This window comes from Nonomuraea sp. NPDC049684 (assembly GCF_044465345.1).
Lineage (GTDB): Bacteria > Actinomycetota > Actinomycetes > Streptosporangiales > Streptosporangiaceae > Nonomuraea.
On sequence record NZ_JBITLO010000002.1, the window covers coordinates 716268 to 735073 of the forward strand.

Here is an 18806-nt window from a genome sequence, read left to right on the forward strand (position 1 = left end):
CTCGCTTTCTGCGACCGCATGGCGGTCTCGCCCATTGGACTAGACCACTCCCTAGCTGGGCTTGGACACCGCCGCCAGCAACTCCGGAAGACGGGGGAAGCCGATCTTGCCGGCCAGGCGTCTGCCGAGGATCTCGATCAGCAGGCCGTAGAAGGGCGCGAGCACCGACACCCACGTCAGCCCGAACGCCAGCGGCAGCACGATCGGCAGCGACATCAGCGCGATCCCCAGCATCGCCCCGATCGACGAGGCGAACGCCTGGCCGCCCTGGCCGGGCGCGGCGCCGCTGAAGGCGTTCATCCGCTCGGGCAGCGTGTACGGGATCGTCACGCTGGTCACCGAGCCGACCCCGAGCCCGACGCCGAGCGCCCCCAGCCCGGTCAGGAACGCCGGCACGACGGCCCCCTGGCTGCCGGTGAGAAACGCCGTCGCGACCGCCACGAGCAGCAGCAGCGGCGCGGCGACCAGGCAGTTGGCCAGGTGGCGGCCCGCCAGGTCGCGGCGCAGGTCCTCCTCCGAGCCGAAGGCCACGGCGTTCATCCACAGGGAACGCCCGTCGATGCCGAACGCGTTGCCCGACTGCAACGAGATCATCAGCGCGCCCATGCCGGTGATCAGCACCGGCAGCACCGGCCCCGCCTGCCCTTCGGTGCTGTTGTTCAGCGAGAACGCCAGGACGACGGTCACCACGACCGAGGAGAACCAGCCCACGCGGAACCTCGGCTCGCGCCTGATGTACTTCAGCTCCTTGGTCACCACGGCCGCCAGCGGCCCGTCGGGCAGCAGCCGGTCGGCCAGGCCGCGCTCCCGGCGGACGGAGGCCGCCTGCGTCGAGGCGTCCGGCGAGACCAGGGCACGGCCGAGCGCCTTGATCCACAGCCAGGCGACCACCACGACCAGCACCGCGACGACGGCCAGCTCCGCCACGCCGACCAGGCCGCCATCGGCCATGGCGTGCGCGGCCATGCCCGGCGGCGTCCAGCGCAGGACGCCGGCCAGCCGGTGGAGGATCGCGGCGGGGTCGCCGAGCCCGCGGTTCATCAGCAGGTTGGGCAGCTGCGCCAGCAGCACCACGAACAGGGCGGCCACGGCCAGCACGTCCCGCCCGCGCCGGCTGCGCAGCGCCCCGGACAGCGAGGTGGTGATCAGCCGCGAGGTGACCACGCAGAGCGCGAACTGCAGCAGCACCGCGGGCACGCCGAGCAGCACGCCCCCGATGCCCGTGGGCAGCCCGACCAGCGCGCCGGCCGTGATGATCAGCATCGCCAGCGGCCACGCGCCCGTCGCGGACGCGGTGAACAGCCCGACGGCCAGCTCGCGCGTACGCAGCGGGAACAGCGACAGCCGCGCCGGGTCGAGCGTGTCGTCGAGCCCGAACGCCAGCAGCGGCACGATCATCCAGCTCACCAGGAAGAACGCGAACGCGACGATCACCAGCTCGGCGGCGGCGTCGGAGGGCGCCAGCCTGAGCAGGCTCATCAGCAGGAACCCGAGCACGGCCAGGCCGGCCGCGGCGAGCAGGGTGAAGACGAATCCGAGCTTGCGCTGCACGTCGCCGCGCAGGTTGCCGGCCATCAGGCGCAGCTTGAGCCGCGCGAACAGCGCGGCCGTCGCCATGGGCGACCCCGTGACGGCGGACGCCCCGGCGGCTCTTTCCGAAGCGGCCCCGGCGACGCTCCCCGGCGCCTTCCCGGCCGTGCTCACGGCGTGTCCTGGGGCGCGGCAGACGTTGCGGTCGGGGGCTGGTCGCCGTGGCGGGCGCCGAGCCAGCTCAGCCCGGCCTGGCCGTGGGCGCGGGAGCCGCCGCCGACCAGCCGCATGAACGCCTCGTTGAGGCTGGAGCCGCCGCGCACCTGCTCCAGCGGCCCCTGGGCGACGATGTGGCCGCCGCTCATCACCGACACCCAGTCGCACAGCCGCTCGACGAGGTCCATGACGTGGCTGGAGAAGATGACCGTCGAGCCGGAGGCGGTGAAGCGCCGCAGCACCTCGGTCAGGGTGTTGGAGCTGACCGGGTCGACCCCTTCGAACGGCTCGTCGAGGAAGAGCACGGACGGGTTGTGCAGCAGCGCCGCGGCCAGCCCGATCTTCTTGCGCATGCCGGTGGAGTAGTCGACGACGAGCTTGTCGGCGGCCCCGGTGAGGTCCATCACGTCGAGCAGCTCGCCCGCGCGCTGCTCGACGTCGGCCTTGGGGATGCCGCGCAGCCGGCCGTTGTAGAGCAGCAGCTCGCGGCCCGACAGCCGCTCGAACAGCCGCAGCCCCTCCGGCAGCACGCCGATGCGCGCCTTGACGGCGACCGGGTCGCGCCAGACGTCGAACCCGTCGATCGCGGCCTGGCCGCCGTCGGGCCGCAGCAGGCCCGTGATCATGCTCAGCGTGGTCGTCTTGCCGGCCCCGTTGGGACCGACCAGACCCGCGAAGCTGCCCGCCGGGACCATGAGGTCGACCCCGGCCACCGCGACCTGGGCGCCGTAGCGCTTGTACAGGCCGTGGGAGCGAACCGCATCCGTCATGGATCCACTCTAGGAGGACGGGTTAGCCTAACGCGCATGAGCGCAGCCGCCGATCCCATGCCGGAGATGCCGGACATCCACACCACCGCGGGCAAGATCGCCGACCTGGAGCGAAGGCTCGACGAGGCCGTGCACGCCGGATCGTCGTCGGCGGTGGACAAACAGCACGCCAAGGGCAAGATGACCGCGCGCGAGCGGGTGCTCGCGCTGCTCGACGAGGGCTCGTTCGTGGAGTTCGACGAGTTCGCCCGCCACCGGTCCACGATGTTCGGGCTGGAGAAGCGGCGGCCGTACGGCGACGGCGTCATCACCGGCCACGGCACGATCGACGGCCGCCAGGTCTGCGTGTTCTCCCAGGACGTCACGGTCTTCGGCGGCTCGCTCGGCGAGGTGTACGGCGAGAAGATCGTCAAGGTGATCGACCTGGCGCTGAAGACCGGCTGCCCGATCATCGGCATCAACGAGGGCGGCGGCGCGCGCATCCAGGAGGGCGTGGTCGCGCTCGGCCTGTACGCGGAGATCTTCAAGCGCAACGTGCACGCCTCCGGCGTGATCCCGCAGATCTCGCTCATCATGGGCGCCGCGGCCGGCGGCCACGTCTACTCGCCCGCCCTGACCGACTTCGTGGTGATGGTGGACCAGACGTCCCACATGTTCATCACGGGGCCCGACGTGATCAAGACGGTGACCGGCGAGGAGGTCACGTTCGAGGAGCTGGGCGGGGCCCGCGCGCACAACACCAAGTCGGGCGTGGCCCACTACCAGGCCGCCGACGAAGAGGACGCCCTCGACTACGTCAAGGCGCTGCTGTCCTACCTGCCCTCCAACAACCTGGACGAGCCCCCGGCCTTCGCCGCCGCCGCCGACCTGGAGCCCGACCCCGAGCTCGACCTGGTGATCCCTGACTCCCCCAACCAGCCGTACGACATGCACCAGGTGATCGAGCACGTGCTCGACGACGGGGAGTTCCTGGAGGTCCACGCGCTGTTCGCGCCGAACATCGTGGTCGGCTACGGCCGCGTGGACGGCCAGCCGGTCGGGGTCGTCGCCAACCAACCCATGCATTTCGCCGGATGTCTGGATATCGACGCCTCCGAGAAGGCCGCCAGATTTATTCGAACTTGTGATGCCTTTAATATTCCGATCCTGACTTTTGTTGATGTACCGGGATTCCTCCCCGGCACCGATCAGGAATGGAACGGAATCATCCGCCGCGGCGCCAAGCTCCTGTACGCCTACGCCGAGGCCACGGTCCCGCTGGTCACGGTCATCACCCGCAAGGCGTACGGCGGCGCGTACGACGTCATGGGCTCCAAGCACCTCGGCGCGGACGTCAACCTCGCCTGGCCCACCGCCCAGATCGCGGTCATGGGCGCCCAGGGCGCGGTCAACATCCTCTACCGGCGCGAACTGGCGGCCTCCGACGACCCCGACGCCGAGCGCGCCCGGCTCGTCACCGAGTACGAGGACACTTTGGCCAATCCGTACATCGCGGCCGAACGCGGCTATGTGGACTCGGTGATTCGGCCGTCCGAAACCCGGCCCCAAGTTGTCCGGGCACTTCGCGCGCTGCGTAACAAGAGAGCCTCGCTGCCGCCGAAGAAGCATGGGAACATTCCTCTATGAGCGACCACCTGCGCATAGTCCGCGGCGACGCCACGCCCGAGGAGATCGCGGCCGTGGTGGCCGTGCTCGCCACGCGGCGGAGCTCGTACGCCGAACCCGAGAGACCCCGTAGACAAACATGGCGAAACCCCGCCAGAGGTATGCGTAACCCTGGCGCGCCGGGGAAGGCGGCTTGGCGGATGAGCGCACTACCGTAGATAGATCCCGGGAATCGGGTGTCAAGTTCCCCGGGAGTTGGGACTATCTAGAGAAAGTAGGCGTATATAGTCAGCCGATCAACTAACACCGCGGCCTGGAGGACGACATGGCCATCCCAGACCTCATGCCGCATCCTGTGGCAGCCAAGTACGCCGTCCTAGTGGATGTCGGTTATCTCTACGCTGCGGCAGGTGAGGTGCTGCTCGGCGCGAAGGAACGCAAGGAATATCGGGTGGCCGCCGATGAGCTCATCCAGAGTCTACAGAAACATGCAGAGGAACGTATTTCCGGCGAACTTCTGCGGATCTATTGGTATGACGCCGCCCGCGACCGTGTGCCGACCGTCGACCAGCGAGTCATCGCCCAGCTTCCGTGGGTCAAGGTGCGCCTCGGCAACCTCAACGCCCGCGGCCAGCAGAAGGGCGTCGACGCGCAGATCAGGAGCGACCTGGAGGCTCTCGCCCGGCATCACGCGGTGACCGACACGATCCTGCTGGCGGGCGATGAGGACATGGTTCCGGCGGTCGAGGCGGCGCAGGCGTACGGCGTGCGCATCCACCTGTGGGGCGTCGAGCCGCCCTACGGCACCAACCAGGCCGAGCGCCTGGTGTGGGAGTCCGACACGGTGGAGGTGATCTCCGCCGATTTCCTGAGACCCTTTTTCAGTCGCGCTCCGCAGCCGGTTCCGGTCACCCCGCCCGCCGCGGCTCCCTCGCCCGCCCAGGTGTTCGCCGGGCGCGCGCCGGTCAAGCCGCACGCCAAGCCCGGCCAGGTCGCCAAGCTGGGGCCCAGCCGTCCGCGCGTGGAGGACGTCGGCGAGCACGTCGCCCAGAAGTGGATACTCACCCGCGGCCGCGACAACATCCGCGACCTGCTGCCCGGCCCGATACTGCCGACGGTGATCGACACCGAGCTGCTGATCGAGGCGGAGAAGGAGCTCGGGCACTCGCTGCGGCCCTACCCGGAGGCCCGGGTCTGGCTGCGTGACGGGTTCTGGGCGCGCGTCTACCGGGAGTTCGACCTGGGGGTGGGGGTCTCCTCCAAGTAGAGCAGCGTCTCGGCGACCGCCGTACGGGCGTAGAGCACGTACCGGCCGGTTCGGTGCGCGGTGCACAGGCCGGCCTTGCGCAGCGCGGTCAGGTGCTGGTTGACGCCGGGCTCGGAGAGCCCGGCGCGCTGGGCGAGGTCGCGCGTCGAGGCGGGCTGGTCCAGCTCGGCCAGCAGCCGGGCGCGCGTCCTGCCGAGCACGGCGGCCAGCGCCTCTGGCGGGTCCAGCTCGCGGCGCTCCCAGAGCGTCGCGATGCCGCGCGGCGCGTAGCGCACGGTCGGCTGGTACGGCGGCGTCGTGACCGACAGCACCCGCGGCCAGGCGAACACGCACGGCACCAGCAGCAGCCCGAGCCCTCTCAGTGACCGGCGGCCGGACACGTACAGATGCTCCAGCCGCAGCGTGCCGTCGTCCCAGGTGACGGCGTCGTCGAGGTCGGCCAGCATGCGCTGGGCGCCGCCCTCGGCCAGCAGCCGGGCGCGGTGCAGGATCTCGCCCTCCAGCAGCGACCTGATCCGCGGCCAGTACGGCGCCATCGCCGCCTCCCAGTAGCCGGCCACCTCCGCGGCCAGGCGTTCGAGGCCCTGTTCCGGGTCGTCGTAGAGGGCCTGCACCCGTTTCGTCCGGGGACCGCCGATGTGGTCCAGATCTGTGCGGACCCGGGCCGCCGCGCCCCGCATCGTGGCGAGCTCCAGCTCCAGGTCCGGCATGGACGTCGAGGGCGGGGTGCAGGTGAAGCCCGCGATCGAGACGGTGGGCACCGGGACCAGGTCCGACAGCAGCCGCCAGTCCACGTCCTGGAGGCGGCGGCGAACCTGGTCGGCCCAGGGGCGCAGGAGCGGGTGCGCGGCCGGGTTCTTCACCACGCGCGCGCTGGCCACGACCTCGCCGAGTGGGGAGACGGCGAAGCGGATGTTGGCGAGGTCGTGGGCGGTGAACGTCAGGTCGAGGGTCATTGAATTTGCTTGTCACTTAATCGATAGCGGCCTTGCCCGACATTTCAGCATCCTGCCGACATGTCAGCAACCTTGGTGGAAGCTCCGCTCCTGCGGCTTCGCGCGTTCCGCAATCTGTTCGTCGCCGGCGCGATCAGCCAGCTCGGCAGCCAGATCACCTACGTCGCCCTCCCCCTGCTCGCCGTGACCGCCCTCGGGGCGGGCGCGGGCGAGCTCGGGCTGCTCTCGGCGCTCGCCACGCTCACGGCCCTGGTGATCGGGCTGCCCGCAGGGGCCTGGGTGGACCGCGTCCGGCGGCGCCGCCTGATGATCGCGATGGACGCCGCCCGTGCCGTGGCGCTGCTGTCGGTGCCGGTGACCTGGTGGGCCGGGACGTTGTCCATGGCGCAGCTCTACGTGGTGACGGTGCTCGTGGGCGCCGGGTCGCTGCTGTTCGACGTGGCGTCCATGAGCATCGTGCCGGGGCTGGTCGGGCGCGAGCGGCTGACGTCGGCGAACTCGCTGCTCGTGGGCACGGCCGCGGGCATGGACGTCGCCGGGCGCAGCCTCGCCGGGGTGCTGGCCCAGGTCGCGGGCGCGCCACTGGCCGTGCTGCTGGACGCGCTCAGCTACCTGTGGTCGGCGGCCTGGCTGCGCGGCGTCCCGGAACCGGCCCTCGCGCGGGACGGCTCGGCGGAGTCCGCGGAGTCCCTGCGGGCCCGGATCGCCGAGGGCGTGCGGTTCATCCTCGGCAACCGGGTGCTGGTCGCGGCCCTGGTCCAGGGCACGATGGCGAACCTGGCGTTCCCGCTCTGCTCGGTCCTGCTGCCGGTGCTCGTCGTCGGGCGGCTCGGGTATCCGGAGTGGGTGCTCGGGGCGTACCTGGCGGTGGGCGGGCTCGGCGTGCTCGCCGGGTCCTCGTCGGCCCATCTGCTCGGCCGGCGCTTCGGCACGGGCCGCGCGGTGTGGCTGGTCAGCCTGGCCACCGCCCCGGCCGCGCTGGTGATCCCGCTCCTCGACGCCGGGCCGTGGCTGTGGGCCGCGGCGGCGGCCTGGTTCGTGCTGACGTTCCGTACCGGGGTGAACAACGTGCTGCTGGTGAGCATGCGGCAGCGCGTCACGCCGGACCACCTGCTCGGCCGGATGACGGCCACCATGCGGCTGCTGCTGATGGGCGCGGTCGGCCTCGGCGGGCTGCTGGCCGGGCTGCTGGGCGAGGTGTGGGGGGTGCGCGCGCCGCTCTGGGCAGGTGCGGTGATCATGGCCGTGAGCTGGCTTCCGATCCACTTCTCAGCCCTTCGCCGCTCAGGTCCGAATACCGCCGATCGGCCGTACTGACCTGCTGACCTGCGTTTTCATGGTGAGGTCCGATTTCCGCCGGTCGGCACCCGCGGCCCGCGCATAGTCTCGGGGGCATGTCACCCCTAGAGCTCGACTTCGACTCCTGTTACCGGGCGGTCTCCGCCAGGGACTCCCGGTTCGACGGGCGCTTCTACACCGCGGTGACGACCACGCGCATCTACTGCCGGCCGATCTGCCCGGCGCGTACCCCGTCCTCCAGGAACGTGCGCTTCTACCGGCACGCGGCCTCGGCCGAGGCGGCCGGGTTCCGGCCGTGCAAGCGCTGCCGTCCCGAGCTGTCGCCCGGCGATCCCGGCTGGGACCTGCGCGGCGACCTCATCGGCCGGGCCCTGCGGCTGATCGACGACGGAGCCGCCGACGAGCGCGGCGTGGCCGGGCTGGCCCGGCGGCTGCACATCACCGAACGCCACCTGCACCGGCTGTTCGTGGCCGAGCTGGGCGTCGGGCCGCTGGCCGTGGCCCGGACGAAGCGGCTGCTGCTGGCCAAGCAGCTCCTGACGGAGACCGGGCTGCCGGTCACCGAGGTGGCGTTCGCGGCCGGGTTCGGCAGCGTGCGGCAGTTCAACGCCACGATGCGGGAGACGTACGGCTTCACGCCGAGCGAGCTGCGCGCCACGGCCGGACGTCCGGCGGCGCCGCCCGAGCCCGAGGCCGCCGGGCCGGTCACGCTGCGGCTGCGGCTGCACCGCCGCGAGCCGTACGACGTGGCGGGCGTGTTCGGATTCCTGACCTCGCGCGCCATCCCCGGCCTTGAGGTCGCGGGCCCGGAGTCGTACTCCAGGGTCGTGCCGGGCGGGACGATCACGCTCACCCCCCGGCCGGACCACATCGCGCTCGACGTGGCCCTGGCCGACACCCGGCAGCTCGCCCGCATCGTCGCCCGCTGCCGCCGCCTGCTCGACCTGGACGCCGACCCCGACGCCATCGCCGAGGCGCTCGGCCAGACCTCGCTGGCCCCGCTCGTCGCGGCGCGGCCCGGACTGCGCGTGCCGGGCACGTTCGACGGCTTCGAGCTGGCCGTACGCGCGGTGGTCGGCCAGCAGATCTCGGTGGCCGGAGCCCGTACGCTACTCGGCCGCATCGTCGCCAGGACCGGCGGCCCCCTCTTCCCCACCGCGGCCGAGCTGCGGGAGGCCGACCTGACGGGCCTCGGCCTGACCAACCGCAGGATCGCCACCCTCGCCGACCTGGCGGGCCGGGTCGCCGACGGCGACATCGACCTCGACGGCGGCCAGGACCCGGCCGAGGCCGTGTCCGAGCTGCTGAAGGTGCCCGGCATCGGCCCCTGGACCGCCAGCTACATCGCGCTGCGGGCGCTGCGCGACCCCGACGCCTGGCCCACGGGCGACCTCGTGCTTAACAAGCGCATGGCCGCCCTGGGCATCCCCGACGACCACATCGAACGGTGGCGGCCCTGGCGGGCCTACGCCGCCCTGCACCTCTGGAGCTCTTCATGATCACCGCCCAGGTCCTGCCGACGCCGATCGGCCCGCTCTCGCTGCTCACCCGCGAGGGCGTCCTCGTCGCGGGCGGCTTCACGGCCGACCCGGCGGAGATGTTCGTCCGCCTCACCCCGGCCCTTCAGTCGGAGGGCCTCGATGTGGTGGACGACCTCGGCGCCCCCGCCGAAGCCGTCCGTGCCTACTTCGACGGCGACCTCGACGCCCTGGACGCCGTCCCGGTCTCGCAGCCCGGCTCCCCCACCCGCAAGCGCCTGCACGAAGCGCTGCGCGAGGTCCGCGCGGGGACGACGGTCTCGTACGCCGAGCTGGCCCAGGCCGCCGGGCTGCCCCGTACTGCCGCCCGCGCCGCCGGCTCCGCCTGCGCCCAGAACCTCATCGCCCCCTTCGTCCCCTGCCACCGCGTCCTGCCCAGCACGGGCGGCTACGGCGGTTACTACTACGGCGTCCCGGTCAAGGAATGGCTCCTCGCCCACGAAAGCGGACAAAACCTCAACTCAAAGTAATGTAACGACTGCGTTCGGTAATGTGTTCGCATGTCGCCGACATTGGAACATGAGTTCCTCCTGGAACTCGTCCGGCAACGCCCCTCCCTCGTCGCCACCTTGCTGACCGAGGCGGGCGTGCCGGTCCCCCGATTCAACGAGGCCCGGCTGGAGAGTCCGGACTTCACCGCCTGCCAGCCGACCGAGTTCCGGGCCGACGCGGTCGTCGTCCTCAATGACGGAAAGCCGCTGGCAGGGGTCGTCGTGGAAGTGCAGCGGCGGTACCGGGAGGAGAAGACCTGGTCCTGGCCCGTCTACCTGGCCACGCTACGTGCCCGCATCAAGGGCCCATGCCTGCTGCTGGTCTTCTGCCCCGACCGCAAGGAGGCGCGCAAGTGCGCGCGGGCCATCGACATGGGGCACCCCGGCTGGACACTCCACCCGATCGTGATCGGGCCTGACCAGATCCCGAAGGTCACCGACCTCCTCCAGGCCATCGCCGAACCGGAGCTCGCCACTCTCTCGGCCATCGTGCACGGCAACGACGGCGAGGAGGGCTTCAAGGTCCTGCAAACCTTCGTCGACTCTCTGCAGCATCTGCCCAGAGAGCATGAAATCTACGTTGACCTCGTTCTCGCAATGCTGCCCGAGGTCGCCATCAACAAATTCCTGGAGTTCACTATGGCCATGGGAACACGCGAGCCTAAGAGCAAGTGGGTCCGCCAGTGGGTCGCCGAGAGCAAGGCCGAAGGCGAGGCCCTCGGTGAGGCCAGAGGCGAGGCCCGAGGCGAGGCCCGAGGCGAAGCCAAGGCGATCCTGCGGATCCTGGGGGCACGCGGCATCACGGTGCCGGAGGAGACGGCCGAGCGGATCGGTGAGTGCACCGACCTCGACCTTCTCGGGAGATGGATCGACAGGGCCATCACCGTCGAGACCGCAGAAGAGCTCTTCGACGTGAGCTGAGCACATCACAGGGCCGACGCGACGATCTCGCGTCGGCCCTGTGCGCGTCCGCGGGGCGATGAGGGCCCGCCGGCGGACGGCTGGCGGCATAGAATGGGGTTCATGCGACGTTAGACGGCGTAGGCATCATTTGCATACGCCTACTAATCGTCGACACGAGCACGAGGAGGGGGTCCCATGCCTCTGGCCGACGACGCCGTGGAAGCGCGTGCCCAGGGGTGGCGCACCCTCGCCGCCCTGCACGCCAAGATCGAGGACAGGCTGGAGAAGGCGCTGCAGAAGGCGCACGGCCTGAGCGTGAGCGAGTACACGGTGCTCGACGTCCTGGCCCGCCAGGACGGCTGGCACATGCGCATGCAGCAGCTCGCCCGCGCGGTCGTGCTCAGCCAGAGCGCCACGACCCGGCTGGTCACCCGGCTGGAGAAGCGCGGCCTGCTCAAGCGCTACCTGTGCGAGGACGACCGGCGCGGCATCTACTCCGAGGTCACCCCCGGCGGCCGCGACCTGCTGACCGCCGCGGGCCCGACGCACGACAGCGTGCTGAAGGAGGTGCTGGCGGAGGCGGCCGGGCAGCCCGAGCTGGCACCGCTGGCCGCGGTGATCGCCTAGCCCGGCACCGGCTCGCCCCCCCGTCAGGGCTTCACGTTGCTCTGGATCTCGCCGACCGGCACGTCCCGGGTCGCCCCCGCCTCGACCGGCGCGAACTGGAACGGCACCGCGTCACCCGTCGTCTCCACCGGCCACGACGTGGTGACGGTGAGCCGGTACGCCTCGCGCGGCTGGTCGATCGAGGCCCGCAGGTAACGCACGCCGCAGGTGAACGAGGCCCCCTTGGCGTACGGGCGTCCGGCCGCCCCGCAGCCCTCCTCGTGCACCTCCGCCCGGTCCTTCGTGGTGCCCGGGTCGATCTTGATGCTCTTCAGCGTGGCCACCACGGTCACGCTCATGACGCCCGGGATCTCCGCGGTCACCGATCTGCGCCGCTCGCCCAGGCCCTCCAGCCAGACCCAGGTGGGCAGGTTGACGAAGCTCTTGGCGTCGGGGCTCAGTCTGATCGTGGGCTCGGGCACGGTCAGGGACGCCCTGGCGATCTCGGCGAGCTCCCGGATCGTGATCCCGGCGGGCGGCGTCGTGCCCGGCGGCACGAACACGAACGGGTCGAGCGCCGCGAAGCAGACCTGGCCCTTCGGGTCGGAGGCGTCGTACGCCGGGCCCCACCAGCGTCCGTCCTTGCCGACCTTGTCCTTGAACTGCTTGAGGAACTCCTGGAACCCCTCCTCGGAGGCGTCCTTGGTGTACCTGAACCAGTAGTCGCGCAGGCCCTCCTGCGACTTCAGCATCTCGGCGCCCGTCATGCCGGGCTCGTACCAGCAGGGGCGTTTGAGGACGTATCCGTCCGTGTTGCCGCCCTTGGCGCCGTTGCCGGAGATGACGATCCTGGAGTTGCGCAGCTCGATCCCTCTGGTCCGGCCGTGCTCGATGGGGCTGCCGGCCGTCTCGCCGGGGTCGTCGAGCTGGCCCAGCAGCATCAGGGCTGCGGTGGCCAGCGAGATCACGCGGTTCATCGCGCGCACCCTTCCTTGTCATAGAGGAATTCCCGGATCCGCCACACGCCGTCGTCGCCGCGGTGCGCGAGGGCCCTCTGGAGGTAGGGGGCGCGCATGATGGAGGGCTGGGGCGAGACGGCCTCGCCGCTGCTCGCGCTGATCACGCGGGCCTTCGACTCGTCCACGCAGGTGTCGATCTGCGCGCCCTTGTCCAGCACCTTCGTGACCCGCAGGCCGTACAGTCTGGCGACGCCCTGCACCCTTCTGTCCTCCTCGGTGTACCGGCGTACTCCGTCATACGCCTGGCGCACCGCCTGGAGTTCGAGATCCAGATCCTTCAGGTATCGATCGCTTCCGGAGACCATCACCTTGCGGGAGGCGAGGTACCAGTCGGTGATCACCCGCATGAGCGGGTCACGCCGGGCGGGCCAGTCGATGTCGACCCGCAGCTTCCCGCCGCCGACCTCGACCGTCTCGACGCCGGGCGCGTCCGCGGAGGGCCGCGCCGTCGTGGTCGCCGGCGCCGTCGCGGTCGCGGTCGCGGTCGCCGCGCTGGTCCCGGACGGACCCGGCTGCGGCGTGTACGGCCGCTCGGCCTGCCCGCACCCCGCCGCCAGCAGGACGAGCGCGATCACCGTCATACGTCTCATGCGGACGACTCCCTCACCACGTGGATGCGCCACGAGGGCAGCAGTTCCTCGATCAACGCCTCGGTCTCCGGGGCCATCCCGCCGCCGTACGGGTGGGAGGCGGCCCTGCGGGTCAGCACCTCGACCACGGCCCGCATGCGGACGGCGTCGCCGGTGGCGGAGGTGGCCCGCAGCAGGTCGCGCCAGAGCCCCTCGTCGTCGGTCGCCAGCAGCAACGCCGCGCGGACGGCCGCCACCGCCGCGTCCGGCTCGTCCTGGGCCAGCCGCAGCTCGCACAGCCGGTGGGCCGCGTCGGCCACGCCGGCCGCGACGTCGTACTCCAGGTCGTCGGCCGCCAGCCAGGCGTACCGGCCGGACGGGCGGTTGGCCAGGAGCGGGCCGCGTACCAGGCCGAGCGCCTTCTCCAGCAGGACGGTGCGGGCCGTCGGGTCGTGCTGGGATCGGCGGACCAGCTCGCGGAACAGGGCCCAGTCCGTACGGACCTCGGGGCCGAGCCTGAGCCGCCCGGCCTCGTCGACGTGCAGGTGCTCGGGGCCGAGCCAGTCGGCGACGCGGGCGATGGTGGCGTCCCTGACCATGGTCTGGACGCCGCGCGGCCACAACACGCCCCCGAGCACGACGGGGTGCACGCCGCCGGGGTGCGTGGCCAGGTAGATCAGCAGCTCGGTGGCCAGCGCCATGCGGCCCTCTTCGAGGGGCGCGAGCCCGGCGATCTCGATCGGGCCGAGCATGCTGATCTCGACGGCGGGCGGGTGTAGGCCCTCCAGCGGCTCGGCCTCGGGGTAGGTCTCGCCGTCGAGCCGTCCGGCGGTGCGGAAGAGGTCGATCAGCGCCTTGTAGTGGCGGCGCGGCAGGAGCTGGGCCTCGACCTCGAAGCCCAGCTCGGCGATGCGCGCCTTGCCGTCGTCGCCGATCTCCAGCGTCCAGGTGGCGTGCGGGACGTCGCCGGCCAGGACGTACCCGGCGGTGTCCCGGCGGGCCAGCAGCGCCAGGCGGCGGGCCTCCTCGTGCGTGGGCGCCACGGCCGACAGCAGGTAGTGGGCGTCGCGCGGGCTGCCGGAGACGCGTCCGGTCAGCACCTCCCGGCGCGGCGCGGCGGTCGCCTCCAGCTCGGGCAGCACCTCGGCCAGGCTGCCGACGGCCCTGATCCGGTCGGGGGCGATGGCGGTCAGCTCCTCGCCGAACCCGACGAGCGTGATGCGCATGCGGTCGGACCAGCGGTTGGTGGCCAGCTCGACGGCGAGCGCGGCCAGCGCCGCGGTGGTCTGCGGGCCGCGGATGTTGATCAGGCCCTGCGCGGCCTCCAGGTCGATCAGCACCCGGCCGCTCGCGTCCGTGCCGATCGAGACCAGCCCCGGGTACGGCGCGCCGCCCGCCTGCTCCTCCAGCAGCCGGCCTTCGTGGGCGGGCAGGCGCCACACCTGGCCGCCGTCCTGGGCCGTCCACGGCTCGGGCGGGTCGTCGTCCGGCGGGTGGATCCACAGGTCGAGCGTGCGCGGGGACAGGTGGGCGCCGTAGACGGTGGGCGGGGTGCGGTGCTGGGCGGCCAGCTCGGCGCCGAGCAGCCGCAGCCCGATGTCGAGGATGCGCGCGCCCGGCGCGTCGCCGCCCAGCCTGAGCGCGACCTCGGCCTGGGCGGCGTCGTCGCGCGGCCGGACGATCCGGCGTCCGAACGCCCTGCGCCACAACTGCTCCCGCCGCCTCCTGGCCAGCAGGGCCAGCAGCCCGGCGGCGGCCAGCGAGGCCCCGGCCAGGTAGTCGATCAGGTCGAGGCTCTGGGCCTGCCTGATGGTGATCTCGGGCTGGTCCTGCCGGACGTCGGGCTTGCGGTGCCTGGCCTGGTCCTTCTCGCTCTTCTCGGCGGTCTTGCCCTCCGTGGCCTTCTTGGCGGCGTGGTGGCGGGCGTCGGGCTGGGCGCGGGTGTGGGCCACGCCGGGGTGCTCGCGCAGCGTCTGCTCGCGGGACTGGCCGGCCGGGACGATGTGCACGTTCCTGGCGTCGTCCGGCATGTCGAGCACCCAGCCGGGCCTGATCAGGTCGGCCATGCGCAGACGGGTGCCGTCCGGCTGCTCCTTGGCCTGGTTGAGTCGGTAAATTTCGGGATATCGGCGGCCGTCTCCCAGGCACTTCTCCGCGATCTCCCACAGGCTCTCGTGGTGCCTCCCGTGCGGGGGCTGCACGACGTACACCTTCTTGGTCTTGTGGGTCTCCAGCGTCTGCTCGACGATCGGCGCGGAGTAGGCGACCGCGGTCACCGGCGGCGCGGCGGGCGGCGCGGCCATCCGCGCGATGGGCGCGATCATGGCCCCGGCGGTGAACAGCAGCAGCACGGCGCCGACGAGCTTGTTGGCCAGCGCCTGCGTGCCGCCCGACAGCGGTACGCGGGCGGGCATCCCGACCCTTCGGACACCGGCGTACACCTCGACCAGCACGCACACGAAGAGCTGGAACCAGGCCAGCCACACCAGCAGCACCAGGACGGCCTGGATCGTGCTCGGCCCGGCCTCGGCGGTGAAGAACCGCAGGTCGAGCATCTCGGACGTGACCGGCGGCCCGGCGAACCTGAGCAGCGCGTACGGCACCCCGCCCACCAGCGCCACCAGCGCCACCAGCGCCGCGAGCCCGGCGAGCACGTCGCCGAAGGTCCGCCTGGCCGGGATGCGCGCAGGCGGCCGCCTGGGCTGGTGCCGCCCCGGGGGGCGCGCCGGCTCCCGCGTCGGCTCTCGCGTCGGCTCTCGCGTCGGCATCGCCGCTCCCTTCTTCCGTCCAGCGTCCTGCCTCGTGCGTTGCCCCGGCCACCGAGTGGCGGGAATCGGTCTACCTGGCTTCCGGGGCGGCCGTGGCCTCGCCGTTCATCTCCGAGCCCGGGAACCCGAGCGCCCCGAGGAAGAACGCCTCCCACCGCACCGAGACGCTGACCGTCACCCGGTCCTGCTGGACCGAGCAGGAGCCGCGGGCCACGCCGTCGCCGCCCTGGGCCGCGACGATCTCGTCGGCCCTGGCGCAGACCTGGCCCTCGTCCAGCAGGGCGACCTCGCCGCCGGTGCGCAGGCGGTCGACGTCGATCTTGTCCGCGCCCGCCCGCGCGGCCTGCTCGGCGACGTCGGCGGCGCGCAGCCGGGCGTTGATCGCCGCGCCGCCGTCGACCAGCAGCCCGGCCAGGAGGAACACCACGACCGAGAAGAGCACGGTGAAGACCGACATGGACCCCCGCTCCCCCGCCTTCACGGCTCCCTCCTGACGAGCTGCTCAAGGGGCACCACGGCGGTACCCGTCAGCCGCTTGGTGCCGCCGAACCCGAGGAAGCCGAGGTCGAGCTCGCAGGTCACCTCCGCCTGGACCTGGCCGCCCGCCTCCCAGGTGGATCCGTCCAGGTTCACGGCGGTGGCGCCGCACTTGTCGTCCAGTGAGCTCTTGGCGGTGCTCTCCGCCGCGGCGCCGGCGTCGTCGAAGCTCCGCTGCACGGACGCGGCCCGCGCGGCGTCCCTGGCCGCGCCGTTGACCCGCCCCTGCGTCTCCACCAGCACCCCCGCCCCGACCAGGAACATGAGGAACAGCAGGAAGACGGGGGCGAGCATCACCGTCTCCACGGCCATCGAGCCGCGCTCGCCCGGCTTCATCGGCAGTCATCACCGCCGTTGTCGGGACGGAAGCACTCGATCGGCCCGCCCGCGGTCGCCGTGATCGTGAACGTGAGCGGCGGCAGCAGCGGCACGACCTGCACGGCGCTGCCCGTGACCGTGACGAAGCGCTGGTCGGGGTCGCGCTCGGAGGTGGTGGCCGCGGCGTTCTCCAGCAGCCGCGGGCCGACCGCCTTGACGATGTCGGTGGCCTTCGCCGTGGCCGCGCCCTGCCAGTCGCCCGAGTCGAACGGCGCCGACCTGGCCACCCGCGCGCCTTCCCTGGCCGCCGCCTCGGCGATCTGGCGTCCGTGGAACCAGAGCGCGACCTGCACGACGAGGAGCGCGACCGCGAGGATGACCGGCATCAGCAACGCCAGCTCGATCACGGTCGCGCCCCGCTCACGAGTCTCCGCCACCACCGCCGCCGCCACCGCCGAACGTGCCCTGGATCTCGCTGGACTTCTGCTCGACCAGGGTCTTGATCAGCGTGGCCAGCCCGAGCGCGACGCCCGCGATGATGGCCGTGATGATCACCCATTCGACGGCGGAGGCGCCCCTGCTGGGCGCGGTGCGGGCGCGCTGGATCCGCACCCCCAGGTAGGCGGTGAGATAGACGATCCATGGATGGTTCATCAGGCCCCCAACATCTTCATCGCGGCGGGAAAACTGAGAAAGATCACGAAACCGGCGCACAGGAGGAGCTGGGCCACGAGCATCGACTGCGAACGCTCGCCCGCGCGTCCCTCGATCTCGGCCAGTTCGCGCCGGCGCAGGGTGGCGGCTCTGGCGGTGAGCGAGGCGCGCACCTTGGCGCCGTCGTCGGCCACCAGGCCGAGCGCGGCCGACAGGTCGCGCAGCTCGTCGACGTTGATCTCCTCGCCGAGCTGGCCGAGCGCCTGCCACGGGGTGATGCCGACGATCCGGGCGCCGCCGAGCGCGTCGCGGATGCGGCCCATCGCCCAGTTGGGCTGCTCGCCGCTGACCGACACGGCCATCATCAGCGCCTCGGGGACGCCGCGCCCGCCCGCCAGGTTCATCGAGACCAGGTCGAGGAAGGCGCCCACGACGTGCCGGAAGTCGCGCCGCATGGCCGCGGCCTCCTTGCGGATCTGCAGGTCGGGCAGGAAGAAGAAGAGCAGCGCCACGAGCACGGCCGACCAGAACGGCACCGTGAACGACACGCCCCACCCCATGAGCGCCAGCCAGCCGAGCAGGATCGGGAAGGCCAGCAGGCCGCTCGCGGCGAGCAGCACCTTGGTGGCCAGGAACGCCTCGAACGAGCGTCCGAGCAGGGCCAGGTCGGACTTGACCGAGCGGGCCTCCCAGCCGCGGGCGCCGTAGAGGCGGGCCAGGCGGGCGCCGAGACCGCGGCGGAAGGCGCTGACCTCCTCCTCGGGCAGCAGGAGCTGGATGCGCGGGGCGTCGGCGTCCTCGCGCACGGCGTCGAGCGCCAGCAGCCGCGCCACCAGCCCGGGACGGGCCGGGAACAAGGCGCGTACCAGCACGAACAGGCCGAGGCCGAGCACCGCCCCGGCCAGCACGCCCTCAACCATGACCGCCTCCCATCAGCAGCCGGGTCGGCTTGTCGAACCTGGCCAGCCGCCGCATCCACGCGAACCCGGCGCCGAACAGGCCGCCGACGACCACGAGCACGGCCTGGCCGAGGGCGGAGCCGTACTCACTGACGTAGGAGGGGTTGAACAGGATGAGCAGCCCGGCGAAGACCAGCGCCGTGATCACCACGATCTGCACGCTGCGCCTGGTCGCACGGCGTTCGGCCTCGACGCGGCGGCGCATGTCGAGCTCCTCGCGGGCCGAGACGGCCAGCGCGCCGAGCACGTCGCGCAGGCCGGGGCCGCGCAGCCGGGAGTTGAGGATGAGCGCGGCGATCACCAGGTCGGCCGAGGGGTCGTCGAGCTCGTCGGCGAAGCGGGACAGCGCCTCCGGCAGCGCCATCCGGGTGTGCAGCCGGTCGACCATGGCCCGCAGGTGGGGCCGGAGCGTGGGCGCGGCGGCCCTGATCGAGGACGGGATGGCCTGCTCCAGCCCGGCCGCCCCGGCGATGGTGTCGCGCAGCGACTCGGTCCAGGCGGCCAGCCCTTCCAGGCGGCGCATGGCGGCGCGCTCCTCGGCCGCGCCGCCGGACAGTCCGCGCCAGGCGAACACCAGCAGCACCGCGCCCACCGCCATGACCGGCCAGCCCGTGACCACCAGGACCAGGCCGGCGGACACCGCGGCGACGGCGGTGCGGGTGGTCAGCATCTTGACGAGCGGGCGTCTGGGCTGGGACGGGCGGCGGCGCAGGCCGTACAGGGCCAGGAAGAACAGGAAGAGGCCGCCGCCGGCGGCCGCGCCCGCCACCATCGCGAGCGGGTCGAGGTCGAACGCCATCC

General features: G+C 72.1%; 20 protein-coding genes. 8 read left to right on the top strand and 12 right to left on the bottom strand.

Annotated features, from left to right (window positions below):
• Positions 1-51: 51 nt before the first annotated feature.
• Positions 52-1704 carry a hypothetical protein gene (locus ACIBST_RS09045; RefSeq protein WP_397170352.1) on the bottom strand — a complete coding sequence of 551 codons (1653 nt, stop codon included), beginning with the start codon at positions 1702-1704 and terminating at the stop codon, positions 52-54.
• Positions 1701-2516, bottom strand: a complete 816-nt coding sequence (locus ACIBST_RS09050; RefSeq protein WP_397170354.1) for an ABC transporter ATP-binding protein — start codon at positions 2514-2516, stop codon at positions 1701-1703. Before ACIBST_RS09050 ends, ACIBST_RS09045 begins: the two co-directional genes overlap by 4 nt.
• Positions 2517-2552: 36 nt before the next feature.
• Here ACIBST_RS09050 and ACIBST_RS09055 point away from each other — a divergent pair, with 36 nt between their 5' ends.
• The 3 genes from ACIBST_RS09055 to ACIBST_RS09065 all read left to right on the top strand — a co-directional run bounded on the left by ACIBST_RS09055 (position 2553) and on the right by ACIBST_RS09065 (position 5388).
• Positions 2553-4142 (top strand): acyl-CoA carboxylase subunit beta, encoded by a 1590-nt coding sequence (locus ACIBST_RS09055; RefSeq protein WP_364325929.1) that lies wholly within the window; start codon positions 2553-2555, stop codon positions 4140-4142.
• A complete protein-coding gene (locus ACIBST_RS09060) occupies positions 4139-4339 on the top strand; it encodes an acyl-CoA carboxylase subunit epsilon (RefSeq protein ID WP_397170356.1) in 201 nt (66 codons plus the stop codon). The genes ACIBST_RS09055 and ACIBST_RS09060 overlap by 4 nt, the downstream gene beginning before the upstream one ends.
• Positions 4340-4446: 107 nt before the next feature.
• The gene (locus tag ACIBST_RS09065; protein ID WP_125632505.1) at positions 4447-5388 is read left to right on the top strand and encodes an NYN domain-containing protein; all 942 of its coding nucleotides are present in this window, start codon (positions 4447-4449) and stop codon (positions 5386-5388) included.
• Here the strand turns inward: ACIBST_RS09065 and ACIBST_RS09070 are convergent.
• Positions 5346-6344 carry a DUF5937 family protein gene (locus tag ACIBST_RS09070; RefSeq protein ID WP_397170358.1) on the bottom strand — a complete coding sequence of 333 codons (999 nt, stop codon included), beginning with the start codon at positions 6342-6344 and terminating at the stop codon, positions 5346-5348. The genes ACIBST_RS09065 and ACIBST_RS09070 overlap by 43 nt on opposite strands.
• 60 nt (positions 6345-6404) lie before the next feature.
• Between ACIBST_RS09070 and ACIBST_RS09075 the strand changes: the two genes are divergently transcribed.
• From ACIBST_RS09075 to ACIBST_RS09095, 5 genes are all read left to right on the top strand, one after another.
• Entirely contained in the window at positions 6405-7661 is a 1257-nt protein-coding gene (locus tag ACIBST_RS09075; RefSeq protein WP_397170359.1) for an MFS transporter, read from the top strand.
• Positions 7662-7738: 77 nt separating this feature from the next.
• Positions 7739-9142 (top strand): AlkA N-terminal domain-containing protein, encoded by a 1404-nt coding sequence (locus ACIBST_RS09080; RefSeq protein WP_397170360.1) that lies wholly within the window; start codon positions 7739-7741, stop codon positions 9140-9142.
• On the top strand, positions 9139-9651 hold the full coding sequence (locus tag ACIBST_RS09085) for a methylated-DNA--[protein]-cysteine S-methyltransferase (RefSeq protein WP_397170361.1): 513 nt from the start codon (positions 9139-9141) through the stop codon (positions 9649-9651). Before ACIBST_RS09080 ends, ACIBST_RS09085 begins: the two co-directional genes overlap by 4 nt.
• Before the next feature lie 30 nt (positions 9652-9681).
• Positions 9682-10593 (top strand): hypothetical protein, encoded by a 912-nt coding sequence (locus tag ACIBST_RS09090; protein WP_397170363.1) that lies wholly within the window; start codon positions 9682-9684, stop codon positions 10591-10593.
• A gap of 177 nt (positions 10594-10770) precedes the next feature.
• A complete protein-coding gene (locus ACIBST_RS09095; RefSeq protein ID WP_397170364.1) occupies positions 10771-11202 on the top strand; it encodes a MarR family winged helix-turn-helix transcriptional regulator in 432 nt (143 codons plus the stop codon).
• 23 nt (positions 11203-11225) lie between these two features.
• Here ACIBST_RS09095 and ACIBST_RS09100 read toward each other — a convergent pair whose 3' ends face one another.
• The 9 genes from ACIBST_RS09100 to ACIBST_RS09140 form a co-directional block, all read right to left on the bottom strand.
• The gene (locus ACIBST_RS09100) at positions 11226-12158 is read right to left on the bottom strand and encodes a hypothetical protein (RefSeq protein ID WP_397170366.1); all 933 of its coding nucleotides are present in this window, start codon (positions 12156-12158) and stop codon (positions 11226-11228) included.
• Entirely contained in the window at positions 12155-12790 is a 636-nt protein-coding gene (locus tag ACIBST_RS09105; RefSeq protein ID WP_397170368.1) for a hypothetical protein, read from the bottom strand. Before ACIBST_RS09105 ends, ACIBST_RS09100 begins: the two co-directional genes overlap by 4 nt.
• Positions 12787-15537: a BTAD domain-containing putative transcriptional regulator gene (locus tag ACIBST_RS09110; RefSeq protein WP_397170370.1), complete on the bottom strand. Its 2751-nt coding sequence runs from the start codon at positions 15535-15537 to the stop codon at positions 12787-12789. Before ACIBST_RS09110 ends, ACIBST_RS09105 begins: the two co-directional genes overlap by 4 nt.
• 70 nt (positions 15538-15607) lie before the next feature.
• The gene (locus ACIBST_RS09115) at positions 15608-15994 is read right to left on the bottom strand and encodes a pilus assembly protein TadG-related protein (protein ID WP_397170372.1); all 387 of its coding nucleotides are present in this window, start codon (positions 15992-15994) and stop codon (positions 15608-15610) included.
• A gap of 20 nt (positions 15995-16014) precedes the next feature.
• The gene (locus ACIBST_RS09120) at positions 16015-16410 is read right to left on the bottom strand and encodes a TadE/TadG family type IV pilus assembly protein (RefSeq protein ID WP_397170373.1); all 396 of its coding nucleotides are present in this window, start codon (positions 16408-16410) and stop codon (positions 16015-16017) included.
• Positions 16407-16829 carry a TadE/TadG family type IV pilus assembly protein gene (locus ACIBST_RS09125; RefSeq protein WP_357969999.1) on the bottom strand — a complete coding sequence of 141 codons (423 nt, stop codon included), beginning with the start codon at positions 16827-16829 and terminating at the stop codon, positions 16407-16409. The genes ACIBST_RS09120 and ACIBST_RS09125 overlap by 4 nt, the downstream gene beginning before the upstream one ends.
• Entirely contained in the window at positions 16813-17046 is a 234-nt protein-coding gene (locus tag ACIBST_RS09130) for a hypothetical protein (protein ID WP_357969997.1), read from the bottom strand. The genes ACIBST_RS09125 and ACIBST_RS09130 overlap by 17 nt, the downstream gene beginning before the upstream one ends.
• Positions 17046-17966 carry a type II secretion system protein gene (locus tag ACIBST_RS09135; protein ID WP_357994571.1) on the bottom strand — a complete coding sequence of 307 codons (921 nt, stop codon included), beginning with the start codon at positions 17964-17966 and terminating at the stop codon, positions 17046-17048. The genes ACIBST_RS09130 and ACIBST_RS09135 overlap by 1 nt, the downstream gene beginning before the upstream one ends.
• Positions 17959-18804 (bottom strand): type II secretion system F family protein, encoded by an 846-nt coding sequence (locus tag ACIBST_RS09140; RefSeq protein WP_397170375.1) that lies wholly within the window; start codon positions 18802-18804, stop codon positions 17959-17961. Before ACIBST_RS09140 ends, ACIBST_RS09135 begins: the two co-directional genes overlap by 8 nt.
• Between the last annotated feature and the right edge of the window lie 2 nt (positions 18805-18806).